Raw genomic sequence first — 26323 nt, 5'->3', positions numbered from 1 at the left:
TGCGGGCGATGACGTACGGCGTCCATTTTCGGTGCAGGGGCACGAACGGCCTTCAGCAGGGGAGCGACATGGAATCTACCGGACAGGCGACGCTGACCATCAGCAGCCGCAATTACTCGTCGTGGTCGATGCGCGGCTGGCTGCTCGCGAAGCTGAGCGGGCTCGCGTTCGAGACCGTCAGCGTGCCGATCGATGCCGCGTCGCGCGCGGAGCTGTTGCTGCTGTCGCCGTCGATTCTCGTGCCGTGCCTGACGCACGACGGCAACGCCGTGTGGGACACGCTCGCGATCGCCGAATACCTGAACGAAATCCGGCCGCAGGCGCGGTTGCTGCCTGAAGACCGGCATGCGCGCGCGCATTGCCGGTCGATTTGCGGCGAGATGCATTCCGGTTTCAGCGCGTTGCGATCCGCGTTGCCGATGAACCTGCGCGCGCATTTCCCCGGCTTCCGGATCTGGTCGCGCGCGCAGCACGACATCCAGCGGATCGTGACGATCTGGCGCGAATGTCTGGCCGCGTACGGCGGCCCCTGGCTGTTCGGCGCGGAGATCGGCATTGCCGATGCGATGTATGCACCGGTCGTCACGCGTTTCCTGACCTACGACGTGAAGCTGGAGCCGGAGATCGCCGAGTACTGCATGCAGGTGCTTGCGCATCCGTTCGTTGCGGAGTGGATCGACGCGGCGAAGGCGGAGCACGAAGACATCGACGAACTCGACATGGAGTTTTGATGCGCAGGGTCGCATCGCGTTTTCAATTGCACGACACGATGCGCGCATCGAAATGAAACTATCGATGCGGCCGTGCAATCCGCAAACGTTTCACCTTGATTTCGCATCGAAACGAGTGTGAATTCCCTAAAGGATGTTGAGCCCGATGACGTAAACGAGTCACGGGGATGGCTCGCGACACGCATGCTTTCGACATGCGGCGCGCAGTCAAAGAAATTCAGCGCAGCAGGGGAATCGACTTGAATCGTCAGCAATCGTGGACGCGTACGGCGGCGCCCGGAGAAATCATTTACGCCGAGGGTTTCGCGGGTGAGCCCGTGATCTTTCTGATTACCGACGGCAAGGTCGAGCTGTCCACGCGATGCGACGACAAGCGCGTCATCGTCGCGACGCTCGGCCGTGGCGAGTTCTTCGGCGAATCGGCGCTGCTCGCTGCCGAGCCGCGTGCCCATACCGCGAAGGCGCTTTCATTCTGTCAGCTCACGGTCGTGCCGGCCGCCATGCTCGACGATGAAATCGAGCGCGTGTCCGCGCTGCTGCGCCATATCGTGCGGACGATGATCCGGCGTGTGAAGCGCAAGGACGATCAACTCGCCACCTATACGCATGCGGACTTCATGCCCGGCGTGTTGTCGTATGCGCATGTGCTGGCGCTGATGGCGGGCGCCGACGCGCGCGAATCGGGCGACGCATGGGCACGCCGGCCGATGCAGGCCCATGCGGCCGAGACATCGGTGCCGCTCGCTGAAGTGATCCGCAAATGCCGCGCGATTGCCGGCCATTCGCGGCCGCATGTGCTCGCGATGCTGCGGCGCATGGAGAAGCTCAATCTCGTCACGATCGAAGCCGCGCAGGCCGACCTTGCCGGCAGTGCGAGTGACTATGCGGCTTCGTCGGATGCGCGCCAGGTCGTCACCTTCGACCCTGCGCGCGTGATCGATCGCGCGCAGCAGGTCGCCGATCACGATCTCGACCTGTCGATCAACAGCGAACTCGAGCTTATTGAACTGGCCGATCTCGAATCGCTGATCGGCGTCGACAAGACGCTGTTGCTCAACAAGCTGTCGAACGGCGAGATTGCCGACGAAGTGTTCGCGTTCCGCAAATCGAAGGTGCTCAGTTACGTCGAGCAAAAGGGTGTCGCGTATTTCTCGCGGCGCAACGCGCGTCGCGGCGGCGACGTGAGCGCGCTGGAGGATCTCGTGTGGGTCGACCAGCGCACGCTGTTCGACGTCATCAGCGCATTCGATACGTACGACCTCGCGAAGCTGATCGCGAACCTCGACGATCGCGCGGTGGCCGACAAGCTGTTTTCCGTGATGACCGAGGCGCGTCGCAACGAGGTGGCGTGGGTGATGCGCCGCGAACTCAAGCTCGATCCGGCTGAGATCGAGGATATCGAGCGGCGCGTGCTGGATGCCGTTCGCGCGGCCAAGGCGCCTGCGACGGCCGCTGCGTCCGTTGCGTCGGCATCGTCGTCGAACGCGTGATACGAGGGGGGCGTATGGATCTGTTGACCTTGGCCGGTGTGGTGCTCGGTGGCGCGGCAATCGTATTGGGCTTCGCGCTGGAAGGCGGGCATTTCCCGATGCTGTTCCAGTTCGAGGCGCTCGTCATCGTGCTCGGCGGCACGCTCGGCGCGGTGATGATCCAGAACACGTGGGCACGCTTCTTCGACGCGGTGAAGCAGTTGCGGCTCGCGTTCGTGCGCGCACGCGAGGTTGATCGCAAGAACCTGTCCGACCTGCTCGAATGGGGCGACCGCGCGAAGCTCGACGGGCTGCTCGCGTTCGAATCGATGGATGTGAGCGGCATCCACCCGTTCGCACGCCGCGGGCTCGAACTGCTGGCGAACGGCGTGTCGACCGCCGTGCTCGAGGATGCATTGCAGCGCGAACTCGACGCGTACGAGCGCAGCCGCCTGGCCGCCGCGCGCGTGTGGCAGCAGGCCGGCGGTTATGCGCCCACGTTCGGCATTCTCGGATCGGTGCTCGGGCTCGTGCAGGTGACCAGCCATATGCTCGAACCGGCGCAGCTCGGGCCGGGCATCGCGGTCGCGTTCGTCGCGACGCTTTACGGGTTGGCGTTTGCGAACCTCGTGTTCCTGCCGCTTTACGGCAAGCTGCGCGCGCAGATCGACAGCGAACTGCGGTTCCGCAAGCTGTATCTCGACGGATTGCTGGCGATTTCGCGCAAGGAGTCGCCGCATATGATCGAAACGCGCCTGACCGGCGACGTGCGCGGGCGCGCCGCGGAGTCGCTCGCGTGATGTGCGCGTGCCGTATGCCGAACCCGGGTCTTCAACATGACAGCTCGAACTGACGGCGCAACCGCTGCCGATCGCGACGATGACGAAATCGAAGGCGCGCAGTCCGGGCGTTGGCTGATTTCGTACGCGGATCTCATCACGACGCTGATGGTGCTGTTTCTCGCGCTGTATGTGCTGCAGCTCGCGAAATACAATGCGCTCGACGCGCGCTACCAGACGCTCGCGCGACACGCCGATGGCGCTGCGCGTGCTGCCAGTGCTGCCGCTGTGCCCGAACGTGCGCCGGCCTGGCTCGCGTTGCTCGATGCGTTGAAGACGAACGGCCGGATTTCGCTCGTGAAAGCGCCGCATGGCGTCGAGATCGGGATCGACGCGAAGATCCTGTTCAATGTCGGCGATGCGCGGTTGCTGCCCGATTCGTCGCCCGTGTTGAACCAGATCGCGCAGGCACTGAGCGATCACGCGACCGGCGACCTTCTCGTCGAAGGGCATACCGACAGCGTGCCGATCGCGAACGCGAAATACGAATCGAACTGGGAGCTTTCGTCGGCGCGCGCGGGGAGCGTCGTGCGCTACTTGACCGAGCGCGGCGTCGCGCCGCACCGGCTTGCGGCGATCGGGCGGGCCGATACGCAGCCGCTCGTGGCGGGCGACGATGCGGCGGCGCGGGCGCGGAATCGACGCGTGACGATCTTTGTCGCGTATTGATCGGATTGCCTACGCTCGCTCAAGATTTGAACCTGATGGAATATGTAGATGTCGATCGAGAATAATGTGGTGGCCGTTGTAAATCGCACCGAGAAGCGAAGTGCTTGGGATCTTGCCCAACCGTTGATGCGCTCGTTGACAGCCGATTTGTCGCCCAGATTCTTGGTCATCCAGACGATCGTCATCACATTGGTGATTACATTGTTGTGCCATTTCTGGCTTGGTCCATGGATGGCTAGTCATATTTCATACCCGTGGTTGAGCCAGTGGCGCTGGATACCGTTACCGTGGGCTATCGGATATGTGGTGTTAATCGGAACCATGCGGCATCGATCGCTGATGGCGGTACACGCAAGACTTGGTGATCTGCCGAAGGACGCACCTGATGATGTGAAGCGCCGGCTCAAGAGCCAGGTTGAAAGGAAGCGCACGCTGTACAAGATGATTGGAGAGATATTCGCGGCGATGTCAGTATTCGGAGTCGCGTTTTCGCTGGTGACTTCCTACTATTCGTTCGATACGCGATTCCTGCGGCCGGCTGCCGCACAGGTCGATGTGGATCTCGCGAGAATCCGGGAATTGACCGAGCAGACATGCCGTCTTGGTGTGACTACGGACGCGTGTACTTCCCGGCCGTCTGTGAGCCAGATGGTCAAGATCATCGAGAAAGAAACCGACGTAATTCAGCGGCACGCCGCGGTGACAGCGATGCTGGACCGTCTGCGCCCTGTGCTGTTGACTATCCAGGGAAACGGCCGCGACGAACTGGCGCGACTGCTCGACGAAGTCGATGCCGCGTTTCCGAATGATGCGCTGTTCTCGCTGCTACAGATGACCGCAGCATCGTTTCTGGTTCTGACTGTTACAGTCGCAGTCGGCTTTAAACTTGCCGTCGCCGTGTACGAATACAGGATCACGCTTCAGGCAGAGGGGGAAGGTGCTCCATCTGTGGTTAGACCCGAAGCACAACGGCGCGAGAGTGGACAAAATTCCACCGAGCAATAGCGTTAGCTGGAGTATCTATCGGACGCCCGCCTGTCGACACCATAACGAATCTCGCATGATGGCTATCTGAAATCAGCGATGCGGTTCTGCGCGTGCATGCCGATAACCCAATCTGGCTCAGACCGAGCGGTTATCGAGGGTTCCCCATGCATTTCTGGCGCAAGCTTTCCATTCAGAACAAGCTGATTCTCAGCATGACGAGTTGTCTGCTCGTGTTCATCGCGATTTCGAGCGGACTGAGCATTCGCCTGATCGGCAACGCGGTGCGCGACCGCGTCGTCCGCGAAGAGTTGCCGACCGCCGTGAACGGCATCCGCGCCGACGTGCAGCGGCAACTGGCCGGGCCGATTGCCGCGTCGCGCATTCTGGCGCGTGATGCGTTCCTGCTGCAGTGGGAAGCCGACGGCGAACCCGATGCCGGCACGCGCAACTGGATCCAGCTTGCGAAGAACGTGAAGGACGAGCAGAAGGCCGCGTCCGTACAGTGGGTGTCGGTGAAGAGCGGCAACTACTACAACGAAGCCGGCCTGCAGCGGAAGGTGACCGACAAGGATCAGTGGCTGACCAGTTTCCTGTCGTCCGGCAAGGCGTTCGACGTGAACATGGATCACGAGGTGACCGTCGGCGGCTACATGATGTTCATCAACAGCCGAGTGGAACTCGACGGCGTGCCGATCGGCGCGGCCAGCATGAGCCTGTCCGTCGATGCGCTCGCGAAGGGCATCGCCGCTTACCGGATCGGCGAGACCGGGTTCGCGTATCTCGTGCGTCCCGACGGCGCGATCATGATGCATCGCGATACGTCGCTGATCGACGGCAAGCATTTCCTGAAGGACCAGCAGGGCCTGCCGGGCGATGCGTCGTCGACGCTGCTGGCCGGCAAGCCGTATTCATCCCTGAGCTACAACGGCGACGGCGGCGCGCGCTTCATCGCGACGTCGTTCATTCCGGAGCTGAATGCGTATGTCGTCGTCGAGGTGCCGCAGGCCGAACTGCTCGGGCCGGTGACACGCGCGATCCGCAGCGCGGCGCTGGTCGCGGCCGTGGTGGGTCTCGGTGTCGCGCTGATCGTGATCTGGCTGGTGGGGCGCGCGATTGCCGCGCCGATCCGGCGTGCGGCGACGCTGCTGTCGGAGATCGCCAGCGGCCAGGGCGACCTGACGCGCCGGATGACCGTCGAGAGCGAGGACGAGATCGGGCAGTTGTCGGACGCGTTCAACCGGTTCGTGTCGTCGTTGTCGACGCTCGTTCACCGGATTCGCGCGGCTTCCGCGTCGATCGCAACCGGCTCGGCGCAGATCGCGTCGGGGAATGCGGATCTCAGCGAACGCACCGAAGGGCAGTCGAGCAACCTGGAGCGGACGGCTTCGTCGATGGAAGAGATCACGGCCGTGGTGCGGAACAACACCGAGACGGCGACGACGGCCGCGAAGATGATCACCGGCGCATCGGATACGGCGGCGCGCGGCGGGCAGGTGGTGGGAGAAGTCGTGAGCACGATGGAGCAGATCAGCGACGCGTCGCAGCGGATCTCCGAGATCATCGTGATGATCGACAGTATTTCGTTTCAGACGAATATTCTGGCGTTGAATGCGGCTGTGGAGGCGGCGCGGGCGGGGGAGCAGGGGCGTGGGTTTGCTGTGGTTGCTTCGGAAGTGCGGAATCTGGCGCAGCGTAGCGCGCAGGCTGCGAAGGAGATCAAGGCGCTGATCGAACATAGCGCGGGGACGGTGAATACCGGGTCGCGGTTGGTTAGCGAGGCGGGCGAGGTGATGCGCGACGTTGTTTCGCAGGTGCGGGGTGTGAGCGCGATGATGAGCGAGATTGCTGAGGCTAGTTTGGAGCAGAGTGCCGGGATCGATCAGATCGGGGATGCGGTGCAGTCGCTCGATCAGATGACGCAGCAGAATGCTGCTTTGGTGGAAGAAAGCGCGGCGGCGGCGGCGAGTTTGAAGCAGCAGGCGGCGGAATTGACGAAGCTGGTTTCGGCTTTCAAGGTGGATGAGTAACGTCTGTGTAGCGTTTTAGAATTGGCGTTTCTGAGGAGCGGCTGCCGTGGGGTCACGGCAGCCGTTTTGCATTCGGGCTTGGTTTCGGGGATGTCATATAAGAATGAAAAGCATTTCCAGATTGAAGGTTGGGGTGGGGGTTGTGGTGCTTCTGGCCTTGGTCGCTGTTGTCGGGGCGAAGGCTGCTACGTCGCCGACTGATTCTTATCTCGCGTATCGGAAGAAGGCTGCCGAGGCAGTTAATGCGGCACGGATGGAGGATCGGGCGGATTTGGACAAGAAATACACGGCCGAGGTGAATGCGAGGCTGGCAAAGCTCGTTGGAACGGTCAAGGCGAAAGGGTTTTCCGGGAAGGTGGGGAGCACCGTGCAGAACGCCGTCGCCGACGACGGGATGACGTCTGGGCCGGACGGGCGGTTCTTGAAGTTGGATGACGGAAAGGCGAATCTCTTTGTAACGACGGTTCCACTTTTGAAGGCTTGGGCGAAGACGGCGGATGCGGGGCTCAAGTCGACGGATGATATTGCCGTTATCTTCGATAACGAGGCGTTTTACACGGATGTGTTCAGCGATGCTGCTGCAGCGTTTCGGTTTGCAGAGTTGCCGGTGAAGCGGAAGCCGGCCGATTCTGTGGTGAAAGCATTGCTGCTTGGCGAAAGTCAGGATGGGGTGCCGGAAGGGCCGAACACGTTGGCGGTGTCGGTCAGGCAGGGGCGCGGGTTTATGTGCTCTGGAGGGATGTGACGGTTCCGGGGATTACGGCCTGTGGTGTCGGCTGCGTGCCAGAGGAACAGCGGCAGGAATGTTTCGCGAAACATCCGCCCGCGCAGAGGAGCTATTCACGGCTAGTGATGGAAGTGCAAGCGATGGTGGACGAAGTCGTTCAATAGGGAACGGTTCGCCGACGTCATCAGCCCGCGTTGGGAATGTACTTGATTGCGGCCATAGGTTCTCTAGTCGCGCGGCTCGCTGCATTACGGGGAGGCGATGTCTCGATGACCGGACTCGGCCATGAGACGACAGTCGATCGCGCTCACGAAAGGGCCGATTACGCTTGCAAAGCGGCCAATGCACGCGGTTGGCCAGCGTAATCCGCGCGCCATCTGGATTGCGTACATGTCCCTTTGATTCGCAATAGATCTATTCGGTCCGGCGACGAACTGCCTTCACGGTTCGAAATACCAAGGGCAAGGGGGTGTCAGAATTTCCGTGTTCAAGGCGGGTGGAGTAATTACACGGAAGGCCGAGCGAATCGATCTGCGTAAAGGATAGCGAATTGGTTCATGGCCGTCTTCCAGTCATGAGCGGCACTTCCCCAATTCGCGGTGATGTTGCGCAAGGCCAGCCAGATGAGTTTGGTGGCTGTCAAACGCATTTGAAATCTGAGCCACTTCGCGCCTGATCGCGCAAAGTAAAACTGAGCCAGTCGTTACTTCTTCGATGACCAGACGTGACCGGCCTGGCGCTGCTGTTTCAGTCTGTAGCTGTCTCCTTTGATCTGGATGATGTGGGCGTGGTGCAGGATGCGGTCGAGCATCGCTGCAGTCAGTGTGGTGTTGCCGCCGAAGGTTTCGTCCCACTGCGCAAACGGAAGGTTGCTGGTCAGGATCATTGAACCGCGCTCGTAGCGTTTGGCGACGATTTGGAAGAAGTGGCTGGCCTGATCGCCCGAGAGCGGCAGATAGCCAATCTCGTCGACGATGAGCAACCTCGGGCCGAGAATGTTGTGTCGAAGTACCGCGTCGTATCGCTCCTGTCGGCGTGCGGCCTCGAGCTGCAACATTAGATCCGCCGCCGTAATGAACTTCGTCTTGATGCCGGCCTGCGTTGCGGCGTATCCGATGGCGATCGCGAGGTGCGTCTTGCCCACGCCTGACGGACCAAGCAACACGGCGTTCTCGCCTCGCTCGATGAAGCGCAGGGTGGCAAGCTCGTCGATCGTCTTGCGTGGGGCCCCGACGGCGAAGCTGTAGTCGTAGTCATCCAGTGTCTTGATAGCGGGAAACCCCGCCATGCGCACCAGTGTTTGCCGCGAACGCACTTGCCTCGTCTCTCGTTCGTGCGCGAGCGCGTTCTCGAGGAAGTCGAGGAAACTCCATTGCTTGGCCGCGGCGTCGCTGGCCAGAGCGATGTATCGGTGCATGAGCCCCTCGAGCTTCAAACTCTGGCAGTGCCCGTCGATGCGTTCCTGCTGCAAGTTCATGCGCGCACCTCGGTCAGTAATTGCTGGTAGACGGACAACGGGTGCTGGATCGACATCGCGGGATCAACGCGCGGCCGAGCGACGGCACGAGCCGGCAATCGGGGCACCGCGTAGCCTGGCATGTCGCGCAAGCAAGCCCGTTCTCGTTGCTCCAACAGAATCGCGGGTGCCAGCCCTGTAACCGGATGCACTCGCTGGTTGGCCACGTCGCGCAACCATTTACTCACCTCGACGTTCGCAGTCACGGCGTCGAGCATTAAGCCGGATTGCTTGAGCTGGCTCGCCAGCGGCACATAGAAATTGCCACGCAGATAGCGGTGGAATCGCTCGATCTTGCCTTTGGTTTGCGCGCGGTACGGTTGGCACAGTCTGGGCAGGAAGCCGTACCGCTTGGCCAGATCGAGCATGCCGGCGTGCCAGCGGTGTTGACCGTCGCCATATGCATCGCGCTCGACAACGATGGTCTTGGCGTTGTCGTAAAGGATCTCGCAAGGAACGCCACCCAAGGCTTCGAACAGCGCATGATGACAGGCGACCAGCGTCTCGGCGCGTTCATCGGTGGTGAAGCGTGCCCAGCGCCACCGACTGAAGCCGAGCGTGGCGGTGAAGGCGTAAAGCGGGTCGGTGCCTCGGCGGAAGACAACGAAATCGCACTGCATCTGCCGGCCGGGCTCGGTCTCGAATCTCACGACCGGATCCGGCTTCGGCACGGACTTATGCGCGTTCATGAAGGCCTGCAGGCTTCGCAGTTGGCCGTCGTAGCCGCGCGCACGCAACTCGCGCAATAGCGCCGGCGCGGCGATGACCTCGGGTGCTGCCGCGCTCATGCGCTCGAGGATGTACGCCTCGAACGTTCCGAGCTTGGTTGGTCGCGGTTCACGCGGCTTGTAGCGAGGCACTTCCTCGGCCGACAGGTACCGCGCCACCGTGTTGCGAGAAATACCCAGGCGCCGCGCGATCTCGCGCTCCGATACGCCCTGGGCTTTGAGCACATGGATTTGCATCCACTGTTCCTTCTGGAGCATCGCCAGCCTTTGCGCGCAAAAGGCTGACTGTACTGAAAGGTGGCTCAGATTTACTTCGCGCGAAGTGGCTCATTATTACTTTGCGCCCAACATGGCTGCCTCGTCGGTCGGGAAGTGACCCCGGGTCTTGATGATCTTGCGCAGCTGCGAGTTGATATTTTCAATCGCGTTCGTCGTGTAGATGATCTTGCGCACACCCGGCGGAAACGCAAAGAACGGGATCACGCGATCCCAGGCGTTGCGCCACGCGCTACTGACGGTCGGGAATTTCTGACCCCACGGCCCATCCGCAAACGCATCGAGTTCGGCCTGAGCTGCTTCCGCGCTGGGAGCGGCGTAGATCGGCTTGATCGCGGCGGCCAGTCCTCGGCGATCTTTCCAACTGGCGTAATCGAGGCTGTTGCGGATCAGATGGACGATACAGGTTTGCAGCGTAGTCGCCGGAAACACCACCGCCAGAGCTTCGGGCATGCCCTTAAGACCGTCGGTGACGGCGATCAGGATGTCGTGAACGCCGCGCGTCTTCAGATCGTTGAACACCTTCATCCAGAACTTGGCACCCTCGGTATTCTCGATCCACAGGCCCAGGATCTCCCGGGTGCCGTCGGGCAGCACGCCCAGCGCCAGGTACACCGCCTTGTTGCGCACGACGGCGTCTTCGCGAATCTTGACCCGCAGTGCGTCGAAAAACACGACCGGATACATCGGTTCAAGCGGTCGGGCCTGCCAGGCAGTCACTTCGGCCATGACTTCGTCGGTGACCGAGCTGATGAAGTCGGGCGAGACCTCCGTACCGTACTGTTCCAGCAGGAAGCCCTGGATCTCGCGTACGGTCATGCCTCGGGCATACATGGCGACGATCTTGTCGTCGAAGCCGGTGAAGCGCCTTTCGTGCTTGGGAATCAGGACGGGTTCGAAGCTGCCGTCGCGGTCACGCGGCACCTCGATGCGGATCGGACCGTCTTCGGTCAGAACCGTCTTGGCGCCTTTGCCGTTGCGCTGATTCGTGGCGTTGGCCGGCTTGGCAGCACCGAGAGGGTAGCCGAGATGATGGTTCATCTCGCCGCCCAGCGCACGCTCGATCAGCGCCTTCTTGAGCGCCAGCGTCGCGGCATTGATGGCTTCAGCCGTCATCGGGCCGTTGCCGAACTGCTCAAGCAGCTCGGCCGGAATCGCCGGCAGCGCCGCCGGCTGGGCTTTCGGTTTGCGAGGCATAAACTCTCCTTGAGAGCATGTTATGCCTTAAACACAAAATTCCTGACAGGCCCAAGGGCAACGCCGCTAATGCAAGGCATACAGCTCCGATGGGACATAGTAGCCATGCGTACCAAAGCCAGCCATAGTAGGGTGCCGCGTCTTTAAAGGTAAGTGGAGGGCGAGCTTGCAATCTGACCCTCTCACCCACCAATGGGGTGCCGACTTCAGCAACTGTGAACGAGATGTTATTTCTTCCGGGAACTGCCCTCATTTTCGGCGATCCTAGCGGAGGCCATTTCCATTCGCCCGCCGCTATTGCGTGATCCGGCGTTAGCTTTCGTGCAATTTCGATATCTGTCCACGCACCTCCCGGCATAGCCTCAAGCATCATGGTCGGGCCTCCGTTCACGGAGACCGCGATATTTAGCGGTTCGCCCGGATTAGGGAATACGAATTTCCCGGGCGTCCCGTTGCGCATTCGATAGCTACCCAGGTCGGCTTCCCTGTGCCCCCCTGGCTCGTGGCTAAACCATGCCTCGAATTCAAGCGAATGTCCCCAAAGGCTTGGGATTTCAAGCTGTGCAGTCTCGCCTGGTCGTAGGACGACGGCCACTTCAGGTGCCGCTGTCGCGATTCTCCAAAGTGCGTAATAGGTCAGAGGGAAAGCAGCAATGACACCCCAGATTATCCATGCTCGCACCAGTGCTCTAGCTGTCGGCATTTTATGTGGACACTCCCTTCCTAGGGGCAACGTTTGCTCAGATGGCTTTTTTCATGAATTTCTAGCCTCAATTGAGAGGACTGGCAATTCAGAGCTCTACCTAACAAACCGTGCGATTGGATACTCCTAGCTGAAATTCAACGGTCCGCTTTCAGATCGCTACCTGTCGGTACCGTCGACTAGAGCAGTGACCGCGTTGGGTCGCGAGCGCCCAGTCGCGACCCGCCGCTAGGGCGGCGACGGTCCTCCTCGAAATGTCGCGTCAGCGCGAAGCCTCGTCGTCGCGGGGCGATGATTCTCGACAGCCGACGGAGTTCAGGCTGCTGCCGCCTGATGAATCGAGTCGTGCTGATCGCCACCCAGGATATCGACAAGATTGGTCAACATCCGCCCCAATTCACCCGTCATCAGTGTGACATCCGAGTCGAAGCGTTCATCGTCGTTCTGCGCGGTGGGATCCGTCGCCTCCTTGATCACGTCGAGCGGCGTGACACGCTTGATCGTCAGCGACGGAGTCAGCACGAAGGAGACCCGGTCATCCCAGGTCATCGCGAGACGCATGCATTGTTTGCCGGCCTCGATGTGCCGGCGCATGTCGTTCGCTTTCAGCGCGTGGCCGACGTATCGCACCGTGGCGCCGCCTTCGCCGCTCGAGCGCAACTCGGCGTCCTGGTCCACGGTGAATCCGCCCGGCGCCTCGCCGGACAGCAGCCAATCCGTCATCGCGGCGACCGGCGAAAGCGCCACATGAACGCCGGCGAGCGGCAACTGATCGATCGATTTGACGAGCAGGCCGCGAACGTCGTCGGCAAGAGCCTGTGCCGCCGCATCGATGACGAGCCAGCCGTTCGCCGTATCGATCCACACGCGGGTATCGCGGCGAATGGTGAACGCGCGCGGCAGCAGTTCGTCGGTAACCTGCTCCTTGAGTTCGCGCAGCTGTTTTCGCCCCACCTTGAAGCCCTGCTGCTCCTCGACTTCAAGCGCCCGGGCCTTGGTCACCTGATTGACGACCGACGCCGGGAGCAGCTTCTTTTCGGCACGAAACATCAGCAGCATCTGCCGGTTGATCGAATACACAAGCGCGCCGTCGTCACGCGGCGACGCCCATCCGAGGCTCTGCATCTCGACGCTGTTGCCCGGCTGAAACGCGTAGGGCGCCAGCCATTTTTCCATCTGATCGGGGGTAACGGCCCAAGGTGCCGGAAGACGATGAAGCTGAAGGTTTTTGAACCACATAGGAGTACGGGCAAAGCGCACCATTCTATATGACGGTGACGCTTCCCGGCCAGGAGGCGACATTCGTCTATGCTGTCACCTGGGCAGTCGGACATCGGCTCGGCCCAGTAAAACCGCCAGTCTGTTGGCGAAGATGCCGCTACCGAAGGCCAGCCATCAAAACTCCATTGGGGACTCGTTTTGGAACGCCCTCCGGGTAACGGCCGAGCGGGATGTTACAGAAATGCAACCTCGTCGAACGGCATTGTCTTGGGTTGAGCAAGGCTTCATAGATCACAAGAAATAAATCAAATCAATCACTTGCTCTGCAATGCGCCCGGAACTTTCCGTGCGGTGATGTTGCGTGCCTGAAACAATTTATACGGAAAAAAACGCAGACCACAAGAATCACCGTGGATGCGTTGCGCAACTCCCCAGATCTTCAGGATTGGCACAATCTGTGCCTCCTATCCCTAAGCCGAATTATTCGGTGCGTGTTCGAAGTAAACGATCCCGCCCTCCGGAGAGGTTTCCGCCACGCGCAGGAGCGGGAAATCAATATATGACGCAATCGGGGTGAACTATGAATACCAAGACCGCGCTGGCAGCGCTCGCTCTCGTCGGGTTATGTGGCTGTGTCACACAGGGCGGGGCTCCCACTGCTATTCGTGTGGAAAAGAGTCGAACATTCGACGCCCCTTTCGACGTGGTATGGCCAGCAATAATCGATAGCATCGCAGAACAAAATTTACCGATCACCACACTCGAAAAGGTAAGTGGTCTAATAGCCATAAGTGGCGTTTCTTATTCCCCAAATGACGCTAACGAGGGGTATCGCGGTTCGGTAATGGGGGTTCCCGACCGGGTAACTGCCCGTGCCGCAAGGTTTAATATTTTCGCGACGTCGCAGGAAGGAGGAAAGACGACCGTCAAAGTAAACGCGAGCTTCACAATGCAAGTGCGCACGGGAAATGGATCCAATATTTTCCCATACAGATACCAAACAGAAGAAGCATTTTCGAATGGAAATTTCGAGAAGCGGGTATTTGGCGAAATTTCTTACCGCGTTAACCGCGGTCCCGGACTGAAGAGGGCGGTTCAAACAGGTTCAGCAACGGATGATTCAAACGACGGTGGAATGCATTGCGTGCAAGGCTTCGGTGGAACAATATGCACACACACCAATCGATGATGCATTTAATTAAAACATGAGGCGCCTTTCCTCGCCCTGATGGCGCACGGCGGCGAGCCTGCAGTCATCAGATACATTCAAGAAGGACGTCACAATGTGCTACCGCCGTTTGCACGGAATTACGTGTCGGCGTGCCGCCCTGCAATTGAGAAAAAAACTGGCGGCGGTCGATGAAAATCATTGCAGCAACGGGGATTTCGCTGATTTCGGCCATCGATAGGTGCGTAGTTAATTGGGCCATCGCAATGGCAGCTCAAAAATGCTAAGAATTACGGAGACCAGCAATGAAGTCGATCGGATTTGTGGTGGCGCTTGCATTCGTTGCAAGCCTGGCATACGCGAAGCAGTACGCAATCGACCCCCAGACGGGTCAGGCATACCCTGTCGTCCAAACCAGGCGTGGCGCGATGGCACAGAACCCGGAGACCGGACAGACATACCAGATAGTTCAGCCCTCGCAGACGTGTGACGATGCGAAATGGCGCCTGCAGGAGAATATGCGTATGGCAGCCGCGCAGGGGCGCCCATTACCCGCAATCTTCATTGCCGCATCCCGGCGCCGGATTGCCCACTTATGCGAGCAGTAACGTCTCCTCCTCCAGCATGGCGTTGTAATTGATGTTCATTGTGATGCGGTAGCGGCCGATCCTCGAAGGGCGAGCGTAGAACTTGGCGTAGCGTTGTGCGCCAGGCCTTATCAGCTAAGACGCAGATGCTGCTGCATCATTGGGGTGACGGCTGCACGCCCGAGTCCCTATACCCTTCGGCCAATCCCCCTCAACTCTCCATTTCTGAGATGCCAGCCCGGTTAGACTGGTCACGAAGCCTTGCTTCTCGATCATCGGATGTTGAACTGAGCACCCTTTGCGCTGATGGTCGAAAAAATCGTCTTGCTCGACAAGACGCAGCGAAGGGGGAGAGAGCGAAGGGGAATTCACGGCAGCAAGAAGCGCGGGCCGCATGGGCGGCAACCCATACGACCCGCTGACCACAACCAACTCACACTAGGAGTCGGAAATGGCTGACGCCAATAGTAAGTCACGTCCCAAGAAGCGCAAACCACTCGATAGGAACGAGAGGTTCCAGCTGGTCCTCCGCAGCACGCCTGACAAGCCCAAACGAGGCTGGCCGTACCTGCCCTGGATGGAGGTCGTCGACAAGCACTTCAAGCTGTTCGGATTTGAACCGGGCGACCGGGTTTTCCTCCAAATCAACTACGACACCCGGCAAATCAACATCACGCCTGACTACGGCCAGCTTGATTTCCGGGAGCAGCCCTACCACGACCCTGACCGGGTAGACCCGTTGGCATAACCAACAAGGGCCGCTTGATGCGGCCCTTGCTGCTGGATTGCCGGCCTTGCACGAACGTGACGGGCCGTCCGAACGCTATCGCCCTGGCCGTTGCGCGGATGTTGCGCTGCGTGTCGACCGTCACCTTTACCAACTGTCATGACGGACGAGCGCTGCCGAGCGCCATACTCGTGCGAAGATTGAGCGCTATGCGCCCGCATAGCGCCGGCCAGCCATTCATCCTGCCCCCATTTCCCCAAACCCCCATGGACCGCTTCGAAAGCATGTCGGTGTTCGTCGAGATCGTCAGCACCGGCAGTCTGACCATCGCGGCCGAGCGGCTCGGTCTGTCGCCGAGCATGGTCGGCAAGCATCTGAACGCGCTCGAAGCGCGTCTCGGCGTGAAGCTGCTTCACCGCACGACGCGGCGTCATCATCTGACCGAGGCGGGGGCGCTGTATCTGGAGCGCTGTCGCGACATCCTCGACCGGGTCGAAACGGCCGACGACGCCACCTCCGCGCTCGGCGGCGATCCGGCCGGCCACCTGCGCATCGCAGCGCCGATTTCGTTCGGCGTCACGCAGCTCGCGCCGGCCGTCGCCGTTTTTCTCACGCAATATCCGCGTGTCGATATCGAGCTCGTGCTGACCGATGCAGCGGTCGATCCGGTCGGCGACGGTATCGATCTCGCGTTTCGCATCGGGCCGCTGGCCGATTCGTCGCTCGTCGCGCGGCCGTTGCCGTCGTACTACCGAATGGTCGTGTGCGCGTCGCCGGACTACCTGTCCCGCCACGGCACACCGACCACGCCGCAGGATCTGCTGAATCACGATTGCCTCGGCCATACGCGATGGGGGCCGCGTTATCGGTGGCGGTTCGATGGGCCCGACGGTGCGATCGAAGTGCCCGTCGCGTACCGGTTGCGCGTCGACAGCGGACCCGCGCTACGCGAGGCCGCGCTGGCCGGCGGCGGCGTGATCCTGCAACCGTTCGGCCTGGTCAAGGCGGACGTCGACGCAGGCCGCTTGCGCCTGCTGCTGACCGGATACGAATCGCGCGGGCGCGATTTCTACTTGCTCTATGCGCGCGATGCCGGCGCGCCTGCCAAGCTTCGCGCGTTCATTGCGTTTGCGCTGGAGCATTTTGCGGTTCCGGAGTCGGAGTCTTGAATCCGTCCGTGTCGGGCGAGGCGGCGAAGACTTCCGCCACGACGCCTCGCGCGTTGTTCACGGCCGCACCACCGACCACGGCGGCAAGGTCGAAACGGGCTCAACGAGCATGCGTTTCGATGGCCGCTTTGTCGCGCACAACGGCGACCATGTCTCGTGTCCGCAGCATCCCGACGTTTCGCCTAATGTGATCGAGGAAGGCGATTCGTCGATGACGGACGATGGCATTTCTATCGCACGACATGGCCACCGAGCTACATGCGGTTGTCGCCTTATTTCCGGCCTTATATAGCTACGGCGCGCGTGACTGATTGACAAAAGAGGAACATCAACGCGCACCATCCCGCGCCTTCACGATCCGCCCGCGCTGCAGCACATAGGCGACGCGCGCGCCTTCATCGGCCACAGCCCCGATATCCTCCAGCGGATTCCCCTCCAAAACGACCAAATCCGCAATCGCGCCCACCGCAACCACCCCAAGCAGCCCCTGCATATTGACGATCTCGGCCGCCACCGTCGTCGCCGATCTGAGCGCTTCCAGATTCCCCAGCACCTCAGCCCGAATCCGAAACTCCCCGCATTGAAATGCGTGCATTTCCCCGAGCAGATCCGACCCGAACCCCATCTTCACGCCGGCCTTTGCATAGATCTCCAGCGACTCGCGTCCTTTCTGCTGCACGGACGCCACCTTCGCTACGGAGTCAGCTGGCATCCCGAACTCGGCCCCGTGTTTGGCAAGCGCGTCATAAGTAACAAGCGTAGGCACCACAAACGCCCCGCGCTCATGCATGAGCTTCGCCGTCGCTTCATCGACAAGATTCCCGTGCTCGATCGTCCGCACCCCGCACCGCACGGCGCGCGCAATCGCCCGCCCCGTATACGCATGCGCCATCACATAGGTATTCGCAGCCTCGGCCTCGTCAACGATGGCCCGAATCTCGTCTTCCGAATACTGCGTATTGGCAATCGGATCGGTCGGCGACGCAACCCCACCAGAAGCCATGATCTTGATCTGCGTCGCGCCTTTCTGAATCTCCTCACGCACCGCGAGCCGCACACCTTCGACCCCATCGACCACCCGAGCAATCGCCCCCGTTCGAAAACAGCATGAACAAGGCTCCAGCAAATCCCCGCGAGGCCGAAAATCCCCATGCCCGCCGGTTTGCGACAACGCCTTCCCCGACGGAAAAATCCTCGGCCCCGAAATGAGCCCCGTCTCGACCGCCTGCATCAAACTCCAATCCGCGCCCCCGGCATCCCGAACACTGGTAAACCCACGCGCCAACATCGCATCGAGAATCGGCAACGACCGAATCGCCGCGAGAATATTCGGCTGCGTTGCATTCGCGCCAAGATTCGCATTCGAAGCCAGCACATGAACATGGCAATCGATGAACCCCGGCATCACGGTCTTGCCGCGCACATCGATCACCTGCGCATTCGGAAAATCCACCGGCCGATCGGTGACTTCGACAATCCGCTCGCCTTCGATCACGACATGATGATGCTCGAGCAACATACCCCGTTCGAGATCGAGCACGTTGCCGCCTTGAAGCACGGTAATGGTCATGGGGAAATTTCCTTATCGAGTCATGGAGGGACCACGCTTCGCATCCTTCACGAAGCGGGTTCCGACGAAGCTGACCGCCGCTGCGAGGATCACGTAGAAGGCGGGCGCCATGTTGCTGCCCGTACGAGCGATGAGCCATGTGATCAGGAACGGCGCGAAGCCACCGAAGATCGTGACCGCGAAGTTGTACGCGACGGAAAGCCCCGTCGACAGCACCTTGGTCGGGAACAGTTCGGCGAACGCCGCGAGGATCGGCCCGGTATAGGTGGCGATCAGCACGCCGAACACGGCCTGGAATACGATCAGCGACGTGAACCCGGGCGCGTGGTTGATCCACGCGAACATCGGCCACGCGAGTACGAGGATGGCGAGCGCCGAGCCGGACAGGAACACGCGTCGTCCCCACACGTCGGCCAGCCTGCCGACGATCGGCGAGCAGCACATGATCATGAACCCGCCGACCATGCCGGCCGCGAAGCCGGTCGACTGCGGCAGATGCAGCGTGCGCACGGAATAGGTCGGCATGTAGAACAGCAGCACATAGGTGCACACCGTCCACAGAATGACCATCGAAAAGCTCGCGAACGTCTCGCGCGGGTAGGTGGACAGCACTTCCTTCAGCGGCGAGCTTTCTTTCGCCTGGGCTTCGACGGCACTGAACGCGGGCGTCTCGTCGATATGGCTGCGGATGAAATAGCCGACCGGACCGACGATGATCCCGAGCAGGAACGGCAGCCGCCAGCCCCAGCTATGCAGCGCCTGCGTATCGAGCGACGTCGTGACGAACGTGCCGGTCGCCGCGCCGAGCAGTACCGCGAAGCCGATGCTCGACTGGATCCAGCTCGAGTAATACGCGCGTTTTTCCGGCGGCGCGTATTCGGTGAGGAACGCGGTGGCGCCGCCCATCTCGCCGCCGGCGGAGAAGCCTTGCAGCAGTCGCGCGACGACGATCAGTAGCGGCGCGGCGATGCCGGCCTGTTCATAGGTCGGCGCGAGCCCGATGAGCGCGGTGCCGGCCGCCATCATCAGGATGGTGAGCGACAGCGCCGCCTTGCGTCCGACCTTGTCGGCATAGACGCCGAGCACGATGCCGCCGACGGGCCGCATGAAGAAGCCGACACCGAACGTCGCAACGGTCAGCAGCACGGACGTCAGTTCGTTACCGGTCGGGAAAAACAGCTTCGCGATGATCACCGCGAAGAAGCTGTAGACGGTGAAGTCGAACCATTCGAGGCCGTTGCCGATCACGGTCGCGACGATGGCGCGGCGGCGCTGCTGCACCGCCGCATCGACGGAAGGCGCGGCGCGCGGGGAAAGCGTTCCTTGCATGGTCTCTTCCTTTGTCAGAAGACGGGACGGCTGCCCCGCGTGAATCCCATGCTAAGGACAGCGGGATTTTTTTCTGAAACGAAAGATTCGCATGCGTGCATGCGCTGCGCGCATGCATCGCGTTCAGGGCGCGGTCTGCTGCTCCGCCTGTTCGAATAGCCAGCGCGTGAACAGGCGCGCGGCCTGGTTCTGCACGCGGTCGTTCGGCGAGATCACGTAATAGCCGCCGCCGTGGCTCGCGGACGCTTCGGTCACGCGCACGAGCAGGCCGGCCTCGATGCACGCGTCGATCATGTAGCGCCAGCCGAGCGACACACCCTGGCCGAGAATGGTCATCTGCACGATCTGCGGATACGAGTTGATCGTGATGTCCTGCGGCTGCGCCTTCTGCCGGTCGACGTCGTTCATGTCGAACCATTCGGACCACGACATCCACTGGCGCTGCCCGTCCTCGAGGCGCAGCAGCGTTTCGTTCGCGAGATCGGCCGCGTCGAGCGTGCGGCCGGCGAGATAGCCCGGCGCGCAGACGGGAAACACTTCCTCGTCGAACAGGCGGCGCGCGGTGTACTCGTCCGGCGCCTGCTGGCGCACGTAGTAGACGCCGACGTCGAACTCCGCCGGCGACATGGAGGCAAGGCTATCGCGCACGATCAGGCGCAGCTTGATGTTCGGGTACGCGGTGCGGAATGCCGGCAGGCGCGGTGTGAGCCACAGCACGGCGACGCCGGACGAGCACGCGATCGTGAGTTCGAGATCGCCGTACGGCTTCATCACGTCGTGTGTGGCTTCCGCGCATTGCGTGAGCAGGTGGTGCACCTGCGCCGCGTATTGCTCGCCGGCGATCGTCAGCCGCAGCGAACGATGCTCGCGGACGAACAGCGAGCGGCCGAGGAATTCCTCGAGTTGCTGGATCTGGCGACTGATCGCGCTTTGGGTGAGATGCAGTTCGGCGGCGGCCTTCGTGAAGCTCGCGTGCCGCACGGCGGCTTCGAACGCGACGAGGCACTGAAGGGGCGGCAGGGGCGTGATGCGCATGGCGGGAACGGGAGTCGATGGCGCTGCCGACATGATACGGGCGGATCGAGCGAAAATCGCAAGCCGTGAAGGGCGCTGTAGATTCGCCGTATTCGTGCGAAGATTGAGCGAAATCACACTGACACTCGCCCGAGAACGACGTGACCCGATCGAACCCTGAGAGCAATCCGGAAGCCGCCCATCCGCCCTGGATGCCCGTCGCCCTGGCCGAACTCGGCATCCGCCGCCACCCGCCCGGCAGCATCAACCCGCGCATCGTCGAATACAACAACCAGACGAACCTGGTCGGCTACGACGACAAGATTTCCTGGTGCTCGTCGTTCGTCAACTGGTGCATGAAGCACGCCGGCATTCGCGGCACGGGCTCCGCACTCGCTCGCTCGTGGCTCGAATGGGGCCGGCCGCTGGAGCGCCCGGTCTACGGCTGCATCGCCATCCTGACGCGCGACGATCCCGCGAGCTGGAAAGGGCATGTCGGTTTCTACCTGCGTCACGACGACGAACACGTGCATCTGTTCGGCGGCAATCAACTGGAAGAAGTGCGCGAACTCGAATACCCGTTGAGCGAAGTGATCGGATACCGCTGGCCCGACGCCGGATGACCACGCAGCGACCGCAGCGCACACCAAACCACCAACACCGCCTTTCCCGCCGCTGCTAATCTGTCGCACACACCGCATTGACCCACCCGGAGTTCGTCGGCGCACCGACCCGCGGTCGCCGACCTCCGCACCCACAAGGAGCCTGCAGTGCAAACCGGTAATCTCCGTCTCTACGCGGATGCGCAATACACGAGCCCTTACGCGATGTCGGCCTTCGTCGCGCTCGAGGAAAAATCGCTGCCGTACGAACTGGTGACCGTCGATCTCGGCAACCGCGCGCATTTCGCACCCGACTATGCGGCGACGTCGCTGACGCAACGCGTGCCGACGCTCGTGCATGACGATTTCGCGCTGTCGGAATCGTCGGCGATTACCGAGTATCTCGACGAGACCTTCCCGGGCACGCGGCTCTATCCGGCCGATCCGCGCCAGCGCGCGCGGGCGCGGCAAGTGCAGGCGTGGCTGCGCAGCGACCTGATGCCGATCCGCACGGAACGGTCGACCGAAGTGCTGTTCTATGGCCCGTCGAGCGAGCCGCTGTCGAGCCTGGCGCAGGCTGCCTCGCAGAAGCTGTTCGCGGCCGCCGACAAATTGCTCGCGCCGGGCGCGGCAAACCTGTTCGACGAGTGGAGCATTGCCGATGTCGATCTGGCGGTGATGCTGAACCGTCTGGTGCTGAATGACGATCCGGTGCCGCAGCGCCTCGCCGACTATGCGCGCGCGCAGTGGGAGCGGCCGTCGGTGCAGCGCTGGGTGAAGCTGAAGCGGCCGCCGCTGTAACTTGAATAGAGTCGCGCCGGCGGAGCCGGGCGGCCATGCTTGCGTAAAGGTGCAGGCCGTCGACGCGGCCTGCATTCGTATCAGATACCCGGCTTCAATTTTTCGCCACGGCCTCCACCTCCGGCCCACCCTCCGCCTCATTCCTGCTCCACCCACTCCCAAGCGACCGATAAAGCGCGACTGCCGCCAGCGCGTGCTCGCGCTTGACCTGATTGAGCGAATCCGAATCCCGCAGATACACCTCCTGCGCCGACAGCACATCGAGAAAATCCGTCGCACCGCCTTTGTAGAGCTGATTCGCCAACCCAAGCGCCTTGTCCGATGCGGAAAGCGCGCTATCGAGCTTCCGTGTCGCTTCATCGGAGCTAACGAGATTCGCACGCGCATCCTCGACTTCCCTCAGCGCCTGCAGCATCGTCTGCCGCAGCCCGAGTTCCGACTCGCGCATCCGGCTTTCGCTCTGTGCGATGTCGGCCGTGATGCGCCCCGCGTTGAAGATCGGGCTCGTCGCGCTCAATGCGGCGCTGAACAGGTTGTCGGTCAACGTCGGCAACCCGAGATACGACGCAGCCAGAATCCCGTCCGTCAAATTCAGTGAAAACTTCGGATACCGCTCAGCTTTCGCAACCCCCACCTGCGCCGCACGCTGCTCGACTCGCGCATACGCCACGAGCACATCCGGACGCCGCAATAACGCCTGCGAAGGCAACGTACCCGGCGACCCAACCGGCGGCGCGGGAATCTCGCCCGCCTGCGCCAACACGAGCCGATCGACCGACTCCGGCGTCCGCCCGGAATACACGGCGATCAGATTGAGCTGATGCGAGATCTGCGCCTGCGTCGGCGGAATCCGCGCTTCGAGTGCATCGAGCTGGTTCTGCGCACGCGTGACGTCGAGTTCCGTCGACAGCCCGAACGCCTGCCGCTTGCGCGTCAGTTCGAGCGCATGCTGCCGGATCTTCGCGTTGTCCTGCAGGATCTTCAACTCCTGCTGCGCCCAGCGCAGATCGACATACGCGGATGCCGCATCGGCCGCGAGCGCGAGCCGCATCGCGTCTTCCGCATGCTTCTGCCCGACGAGGTCGGCCTGCGCGGCGAGCAAGTCGAGCCGTTCGCCGCCGAACACGTCGGGCGACCAGCTCAGCGCGAGCCCCGCGCCGGCCTGCCGCACATAGCCGAGCGGAGGCGGCGTGTTCTGGCGCGCGTCGGCCGCATGCGCGGTCGCGTCGAGTTCGGGCAGCAGCACCGCGCGCTTCTGCACGGTCAGCGCCTGCGCCTGTTTCACGCGTTCGGCGGCGGCCTGCAAGTCGAGGTTGCCGTCGAGCACGGTCGCGATCAGCCGGTCGAGCACGGGATCGTGGAATTGCGCCCACCATGCGGCGGCGTCGCTATCCGCGCGCGGCACGTCGGTATCCCATGCAGTGGGCGCGAGCGATTGAACGGAATCGTGCAGCGCCGGATGCTGCGCGGGCTGCACCGCACACCCTGCGGCGAACGCGCTGACGGCAAGAGCGACGAGTAGCTTCTTCATGATGATGTTCTCAGTGCGCGTCCGGCGGCGGCGCGTTCAACGTAATGGGTTTGGAAAACACGACGGCAATCAGCGCGACGACGAAGCACAGCGACAGCGCGTAGTACGCATCCGCGTAGGTCAGCGTCAGCGCTTCGCGGTAGATCAGGCGATGCAGGTTCGCGAGCCCGGCCTGCGCGGTATTCAGCGTATTGCCGGCGACGGACGTCCAGTACGCGGCCTGGTGATCGAGCAGCGATGCGACCTGCGGCTCGCCGGCGCTCACGTGCTCGTTCAGGCGCAGGTAGTGGAAGTTCAGCCGGTCGTTGAGCATCGTCGCGCTCACCGCGATGCCGATCGCACCGCCGAGATTGCGCATCAGGTTGAACAGGCCGCTCGCCGATTTCAGCCGCGACTGCGGCAGCGAGCCGAGCGCCATCGTCACGATCGGCGGGATGCTGAACTGCTGGCCGATCCCGCGCAGTGCCTGCGGCAGCAGCAGTTCGCGCCAGCCCCAGTCGTGCGTGATCGGCGTGTACAGGTAGCAGCCGAGGCCGAAGCAGATCAGCCCGAACACGAGCAACGCGCGCATGCTGACGTAGCGTGCGGCGAACGCATACGCGCACAGCGCGACGAGCTGGAACACGCCGACCGACAGCAGCGCGATGCCGATCTGCAGCGAGTTGAGCGCGCGCACCTGTGCGAGGAACAGCGGCGTCAGGAACACGGTCACGAAGATCCCGACGCCGGTCACGAACGACAGCAGGCTGCCGATCCCGAAGTTGCGCACGGCGAGCGCGCGCAGATCGACGATCGGGTCTTCGGCGGTCAGCGCATGCACGATGAACAGGAAGCCGCAGATACCGGAGATCCACGCACAGATGACGATCGCGTCGTCGCCGAACCAGTTCTTGCGCGGGCCTTCCTCCAGCACGTATTCGAGGCAGCCGAGGAAGCCCGACATCAGCACGATGCCGAGATAGTCGCCGCGCTTGATGAGGCTGAGATCGGGTTCGTCGATGTGCACGTAGCGCGGCACGAGTGCGGCCACGGCGATGCCCGGCACGAGGTTCAGGTAGAACAGCCAGTGCCACGACCATTGGTCGGTGATCCAGCCGCCGATCACGGGGCCGATCGCCGGGGCGAGCGACGCGAGCGCGCCGATGGTGGTCGACGCGATCAGCCGCTGCTTGCCGGGAAACAGCACGAACGCGGTGGTGAACACGGTCGGGATCATCGCGGCGCCGAGCGCACCCTGCAGCCCGCGAAACAGGATCATCGAGTTGATGTCCCACGCGAGCCCGCACAGCATGCTCGTGATCGTGAAGCCGACGGCCGACGCGACGAACAGCCAGCGCGTCGACATCACCTTCGACAACCAGCCCGACATCGGGATCACGATGATCTCGGCAATCAGGTAGGCGGTCTGCACCCACGACAGTTCATCCTGGCTCGCGGACAGCCCGCCGCCGATATCGCGCAGCGACGATGCGACGATCTGGATGTCGAGCGTCGCCATGAAGAAGCCGACGCACATCAGCGCGAATGCGAACACGCGCTGCCTGGTCGGTTGCGACGCGGGGTCGCCGGAGAATGCGGTGGTCATGATCGGCTCCCGCTCAGTTCGCGTGGTCGGTATGCACGGTCACGACCGCGGACAGGCCGGGGCGCAGCACGTGCTCGATGCCCGGCTGCGGATCGAGATGCACGCGCACGGGCACGCGCTGGACGATCTTCGTGAAGTTGCCGGTCGCGTTCTCGGGGGGCAGCACGCTGAAGGTCGCGCCGGTCGCGGGCGCGACGCTGTCGACGCGGCCTTGCAGGCGCGTGCTCGACGCATCGAGCGACACGTCGACGCGATCGCCCGCGCGCATCTTGCGCAGTTGGTCTTCCTTGAAGTTCGCGTCGATCCACAGCCCCGACGCGGGCACGACCGTCAGCAGCGGCACGCCGACGTTCGCGAGCATCCCGACGCGGCCGGTGCGGTTGCCCACGTAGCCGTCGACCGGCGAGCGGATCGTCGTGTATTCGACGTTGAGCGCCGCAACGCGTTGCGCGGCGAGCGCGGTGTTCACGCGGGCCCGCGCGTCGGCGAGCTGCGCGCCGAGCACGTCGAGCTGTCGCTTCGAGGCGAGCAGCGCGGCGTCGCTGCGTTCGACGGACGCACCAGCCTTCGAATAATCGGCGTCCGCGCGTTCGACGATCTGGTTCGACACGGCGTCGGATTTCACGAGCTCGCGGTAACGCACGCGGTCCGATGCGGCACGCGTCAACTCGGCCGACGATGCGTTCTTGTCGGCCGCGTGCTGGCCGATCACCGCGTATTGCAGTTGCTGCTTCGCTTCGAGTTCGGTCACGGCGGAGCGCGCGCTGTCGACTTCGGCGCTGGCCTGCGCGAGCTTCGCATCGTAGTCGCGCGCATCGAGCCGGACGAGCACGTCGCCTGCCTTCACGCGCTGGTTGTCGGTCACGAGAATCCGGTCGACGAAGCCGTTGACCTTCGGGGCGAGCACCGTGACGTCGCCGCCGACGTACGCATCGTCGGTGCTCTCCTGGAAGCGCAGCACGAACAGCCAGTCGAGCACGGCCGCGACGACCACGACGACGACGGCGCCCACCGCGATCCGCATCCACGGCACGCGGCGGCGCTGCTTCGCGAGCTGTTCGACTGTGGCGGCTTCGCGGGAAACCGCGGTTTGGGTCGTATCCATCGATTCACCTATGTATATGCACTTATTGAATCGATCGACGGCGCG

23 protein-coding genes and 2 pseudogenes are annotated in these 26323 nt (G+C 62.3%); 13 read left to right on the top strand and 12 right to left on the bottom strand.

Features of this window, described 5'->3' with window-relative positions:
- Positions 1–68 precede the first annotated feature (68 nt).
- The 7 genes from CUJ89_RS28590 to CUJ89_RS28560 all read left to right on the top strand — a co-directional run bounded on the left by CUJ89_RS28590 (position 69) and on the right by CUJ89_RS28560 (position 7467).
- Positions 69–731 (top strand): glutathione S-transferase family protein, encoded by a 663-nt coding sequence (locus tag CUJ89_RS28590; protein WP_114180648.1) that lies wholly within the window; start codon positions 69–71, stop codon positions 729–731.
- Positions 732–970: 239 nt separating this feature from the next.
- Positions 971–2221, top strand: coding sequence for a Crp/Fnr family transcriptional regulator (locus tag CUJ89_RS28585; protein WP_114180647.1), 1251 nt, complete (start codon positions 971–973; stop codon positions 2219–2221).
- Positions 2222–2235: 14 nt separating this feature from the next.
- Positions 2236–3000: a flagellar motor protein gene (locus CUJ89_RS28580; protein WP_114180646.1), complete on the top strand. Its 765-nt coding sequence runs from the start codon at positions 2236–2238 to the stop codon at positions 2998–3000.
- A 36-nt stretch (positions 3001–3036) separates the two neighbouring features.
- Positions 3037–3708, top strand: a complete 672-nt coding sequence (locus tag CUJ89_RS28575; RefSeq protein ID WP_114180645.1) for a flagellar motor protein MotB — start codon at positions 3037–3039, stop codon at positions 3706–3708.
- A 48-nt stretch (positions 3709–3756) separates the two neighbouring features.
- Positions 3757–4713 (top strand): hypothetical protein, encoded by a 957-nt coding sequence (locus tag CUJ89_RS28570; protein WP_114180644.1) that lies wholly within the window; start codon positions 3757–3759, stop codon positions 4711–4713.
- 146 nt (positions 4714–4859) lie between these two features.
- On the top strand, positions 4860–6722 hold the full coding sequence (locus CUJ89_RS28565; protein ID WP_114180643.1) for a methyl-accepting chemotaxis protein: 1863 nt from the start codon (positions 4860–4862) through the stop codon (positions 6720–6722).
- Between the two features lie 103 nt (positions 6723–6825).
- Positions 6826–7467 (top strand): hypothetical protein, encoded by a 642-nt coding sequence (locus CUJ89_RS28560; RefSeq protein WP_236654983.1) that lies wholly within the window; start codon positions 6826–6828, stop codon positions 7465–7467.
- A 487-nt stretch (positions 7468–7954) separates the two neighbouring features.
- On the opposite strand, the pseudogene CUJ89_RS28555 reads toward CUJ89_RS28560, so the two are convergent.
- The 5 genes and pseudogenes from CUJ89_RS28555 to CUJ89_RS28530 form a co-directional block, all read right to left on the bottom strand.
- Positions 7955–8086 (bottom strand): annotated as a pseudogene (locus CUJ89_RS28555) (IS256 family transposase); the annotation flags it as partial.
- A gap of 66 nt (positions 8087–8152) precedes the next feature.
- Positions 8153–8926 (bottom strand): IS21-like element ISBcen13 family helper ATPase IstB, encoded by a 774-nt coding sequence (gene istB / locus CUJ89_RS28550; protein ID WP_114175276.1) that lies wholly within the window; start codon positions 8924–8926, stop codon positions 8153–8155.
- Complete coding sequence (gene istA, locus CUJ89_RS28545) at positions 8923–9951, bottom strand: IS21 family transposase (protein WP_114175274.1); 1029 nt, start codon at positions 9949–9951, stop codon at positions 8923–8925. Before istA ends, istB begins: the two co-directional genes overlap by 4 nt.
- A 93-nt stretch (positions 9952–10044) precedes the next feature.
- Positions 10045–11166: pseudogene (locus tag CUJ89_RS28535) on the bottom strand (IS256 family transposase); the annotation flags it as partial.
- Positions 11167–12184: 1018 nt separating this feature from the next.
- Entirely contained in the window at positions 12185–13108 is a 924-nt protein-coding gene (locus CUJ89_RS28530) for a recombination-associated protein RdgC (RefSeq protein ID WP_114180642.1), read from the bottom strand.
- A 562-nt stretch (positions 13109–13670) separates the two neighbouring features.
- Here CUJ89_RS28530 and CUJ89_RS37865 point away from each other — a divergent pair.
- Positions 13671–14279, top strand: a complete 609-nt coding sequence (locus tag CUJ89_RS37865; protein WP_152036672.1) for a hypothetical protein — start codon at positions 13671–13673, stop codon at positions 14277–14279.
- Between the two features lie 67 nt (positions 14280–14346).
- Here CUJ89_RS37865 and CUJ89_RS38090 read toward each other — a convergent pair whose 3' ends face one another.
- Positions 14347–14493, bottom strand: a complete 147-nt coding sequence (locus CUJ89_RS38090) for a hypothetical protein (protein ID WP_161556566.1) — start codon at positions 14491–14493, stop codon at positions 14347–14349.
- A gap of 803 nt (positions 14494–15296) precedes the next feature.
- Here CUJ89_RS38090 and CUJ89_RS28520 point away from each other — a divergent pair.
- The 3 genes from CUJ89_RS28520 (at position 15297) to CUJ89_RS38680 (ending at position 17033) form a co-directional block, all read left to right on the top strand.
- The gene (locus CUJ89_RS28520; RefSeq protein ID WP_114180640.1) at positions 15297–15593 is read left to right on the top strand and encodes a hypothetical protein; all 297 of its coding nucleotides are present in this window, start codon (positions 15297–15299) and stop codon (positions 15591–15593) included.
- A gap of 245 nt (positions 15594–15838) precedes the next feature.
- A complete protein-coding gene (locus CUJ89_RS28515) occupies positions 15839–16741 on the top strand; it encodes a LysR family transcriptional regulator (protein WP_201752340.1) in 903 nt (300 codons plus the stop codon).
- 109 nt (positions 16742–16850) lie between these two features.
- Positions 16851–17033: a PAAR domain-containing protein gene (locus tag CUJ89_RS38680; protein ID WP_236654982.1), complete on the top strand. Its 183-nt coding sequence runs from the start codon at positions 16851–16853 to the stop codon at positions 17031–17033.
- Positions 17034–17069: 36 nt separating this feature from the next.
- Here the strand turns inward: CUJ89_RS38680 and CUJ89_RS28505 are convergent, their stop codons facing one another.
- The 3 genes from CUJ89_RS28505 to CUJ89_RS28495 all read right to left on the bottom strand — a co-directional run bounded on the left by CUJ89_RS28505 (position 17070) and on the right by CUJ89_RS28495 (position 20675).
- Positions 17070–18311 carry a metal-dependent hydrolase family protein gene (locus CUJ89_RS28505; protein ID WP_114180638.1) on the bottom strand — a complete coding sequence of 414 codons (1242 nt, stop codon included), beginning with the start codon at positions 18309–18311 and terminating at the stop codon, positions 17070–17072.
- A 12-nt stretch (positions 18312–18323) separates the two neighbouring features.
- Entirely contained in the window at positions 18324–19640 is a 1317-nt protein-coding gene (locus tag CUJ89_RS28500) for an MFS transporter (protein ID WP_114180637.1), read from the bottom strand.
- A gap of 123 nt (positions 19641–19763) precedes the next feature.
- Positions 19764–20675 carry a LysR substrate-binding domain-containing protein gene (locus CUJ89_RS28495; protein WP_114180636.1) on the bottom strand — a complete coding sequence of 304 codons (912 nt, stop codon included), beginning with the start codon at positions 20673–20675 and terminating at the stop codon, positions 19764–19766.
- 191 nt (positions 20676–20866) lie between these two features.
- Here CUJ89_RS28495 and CUJ89_RS28490 point away from each other — a divergent pair, with 191 nt between their 5' ends.
- Positions 20867–21277, top strand: coding sequence for a TIGR02594 family protein (locus tag CUJ89_RS28490; protein ID WP_114180635.1), 411 nt, complete (start codon positions 20867–20869; stop codon positions 21275–21277).
- Positions 21278–21424: 147 nt separating this feature from the next.
- Positions 21425–22057 carry a glutathione transferase gene (gene yfcF, locus CUJ89_RS28485; protein WP_114180634.1) on the top strand — a complete coding sequence of 211 codons (633 nt, stop codon included), beginning with the start codon at positions 21425–21427 and terminating at the stop codon, positions 22055–22057.
- Positions 22058–22151: 94 nt separating this feature from the next.
- Here the strand turns inward: yfcF and CUJ89_RS28480 are convergent, their stop codons facing one another.
- Genes CUJ89_RS28480 through CUJ89_RS28470 form a run of 3 tightly spaced genes read right to left on the bottom strand, consistent with a single transcriptional unit; the run spans position 22152 to position 26278 of the window.
- Positions 22152–23588 (bottom strand): efflux transporter outer membrane subunit, encoded by a 1437-nt coding sequence (locus CUJ89_RS28480; RefSeq protein ID WP_114180633.1) that lies wholly within the window; start codon positions 23586–23588, stop codon positions 22152–22154.
- A gap of 10 nt (positions 23589–23598) precedes the next feature.
- Complete coding sequence (locus CUJ89_RS28475) at positions 23599–25173, bottom strand: DHA2 family efflux MFS transporter permease subunit (RefSeq protein WP_114180632.1); 1575 nt, start codon at positions 25171–25173, stop codon at positions 23599–23601.
- Positions 25174–25186: 13 nt separating this feature from the next.
- Positions 25187–26278 carry an HlyD family secretion protein gene (locus tag CUJ89_RS28470; protein WP_114180631.1) on the bottom strand — a complete coding sequence of 364 codons (1092 nt, stop codon included), beginning with the start codon at positions 26276–26278 and terminating at the stop codon, positions 25187–25189.
- Positions 26279–26323: the final 45 nt, after the last annotated feature.

The sequence above is a fragment of the Burkholderia pyrrocinia genome (assembly GCF_003330765.1).
GTDB classification, from domain to species: domain Bacteria; phylum Pseudomonadota; class Gammaproteobacteria; order Burkholderiales; family Burkholderiaceae; genus Burkholderia; species Burkholderia pyrrocinia_B.
This window is presented reverse-complemented; position numbering and strand designations above follow the sequence as displayed.

Coding starts and splice junctions, on each gene's coding strand:
- CUJ89_RS28570 (WP_114180644.1), top strand. CDS start 3,757: ATGTCGATCGAGAATAATGTGGTGGCCGTTGTAAATCGCACCGAGAAG.
- CUJ89_RS28520 (WP_114180640.1), top strand. CDS start 15,297: ATGGCTGACGCCAATAGTAAGTCACGTCCCAAGAAGCGCAAACCACTC.
- CUJ89_RS28565 (WP_114180643.1), top strand. CDS start 4,860: ATGCATTTCTGGCGCAAGCTTTCCATTCAGAACAAGCTGATTCTCAGC.
- CUJ89_RS28530 (WP_114180642.1), bottom strand. CDS start 13,108: ATGTGGTTCAAAAACCTTCAGCTTCATCGTCTTCCGGCACCTTGGGCC.
- CUJ89_RS37865 (WP_152036672.1), top strand. CDS start 13,671: ATGAATACCAAGACCGCGCTGGCAGCGCTCGCTCTCGTCGGGTTATGT.
- CUJ89_RS28475 (WP_114180632.1), bottom strand. CDS start 25,173: ATGACCACCGCATTCTCCGGCGACCCCGCGTCGCAACCGACCAGGCAG.
- CUJ89_RS28500 (WP_114180637.1), bottom strand. CDS start 19,640: ATGCAAGGAACGCTTTCCCCGCGCGCCGCGCCTTCCGTCGATGCGGCG.
- CUJ89_RS38680 (WP_236654982.1), top strand. CDS start 16,851: ATGCGTTTCGATGGCCGCTTTGTCGCGCACAACGGCGACCATGTCTCG.
- CUJ89_RS28575 (WP_114180645.1), top strand. CDS start 3,037: ATGACAGCTCGAACTGACGGCGCAACCGCTGCCGATCGCGACGATGAC.
- CUJ89_RS28470 (WP_114180631.1), bottom strand. CDS start 26,278: ATGGATACGACCCAAACCGCGGTTTCCCGCGAAGCCGCCACAGTCGAA.
- CUJ89_RS28515 (WP_201752340.1), top strand. CDS start 15,839: ATGGACCGCTTCGAAAGCATGTCGGTGTTCGTCGAGATCGTCAGCACC.
- CUJ89_RS28490 (WP_114180635.1), top strand. CDS start 20,867: ATGCCCGTCGCCCTGGCCGAACTCGGCATCCGCCGCCACCCGCCCGGC.
- CUJ89_RS28495 (WP_114180636.1), bottom strand. CDS start 20,675: ATGCGCATCACGCCCCTGCCGCCCCTTCAGTGCCTCGTCGCGTTCGAA.
- CUJ89_RS38090 (WP_161556566.1), bottom strand. CDS start 14,493: ATGGCCGAAATCAGCGAAATCCCCGTTGCTGCAATGATTTTCATCGAC.
- istB (WP_114175276.1), bottom strand. CDS start 8,926: ATGAACTTGCAGCAGGAACGCATCGACGGGCACTGCCAGAGTTTGAAG.
- CUJ89_RS28580 (WP_114180646.1), top strand. CDS start 2,236: ATGGATCTGTTGACCTTGGCCGGTGTGGTGCTCGGTGGCGCGGCAATC.
- CUJ89_RS28590 (WP_114180648.1), top strand. CDS start 69: ATGGAATCTACCGGACAGGCGACGCTGACCATCAGCAGCCGCAATTAC.
- CUJ89_RS28505 (WP_114180638.1), bottom strand. CDS start 18,311: ATGACCATTACCGTGCTTCAAGGCGGCAACGTGCTCGATCTCGAACGG.
- istA (WP_114175274.1), bottom strand. CDS start 9,951: ATGCTCCAGAAGGAACAGTGGATGCAAATCCATGTGCTCAAAGCCCAG.
- CUJ89_RS28480 (WP_114180633.1), bottom strand. CDS start 23,588: ATGAAGAAGCTACTCGTCGCTCTTGCCGTCAGCGCGTTCGCCGCAGGG.
- CUJ89_RS28560 (WP_236654983.1), top strand. CDS start 6,826: ATGAAAAGCATTTCCAGATTGAAGGTTGGGGTGGGGGTTGTGGTGCTT.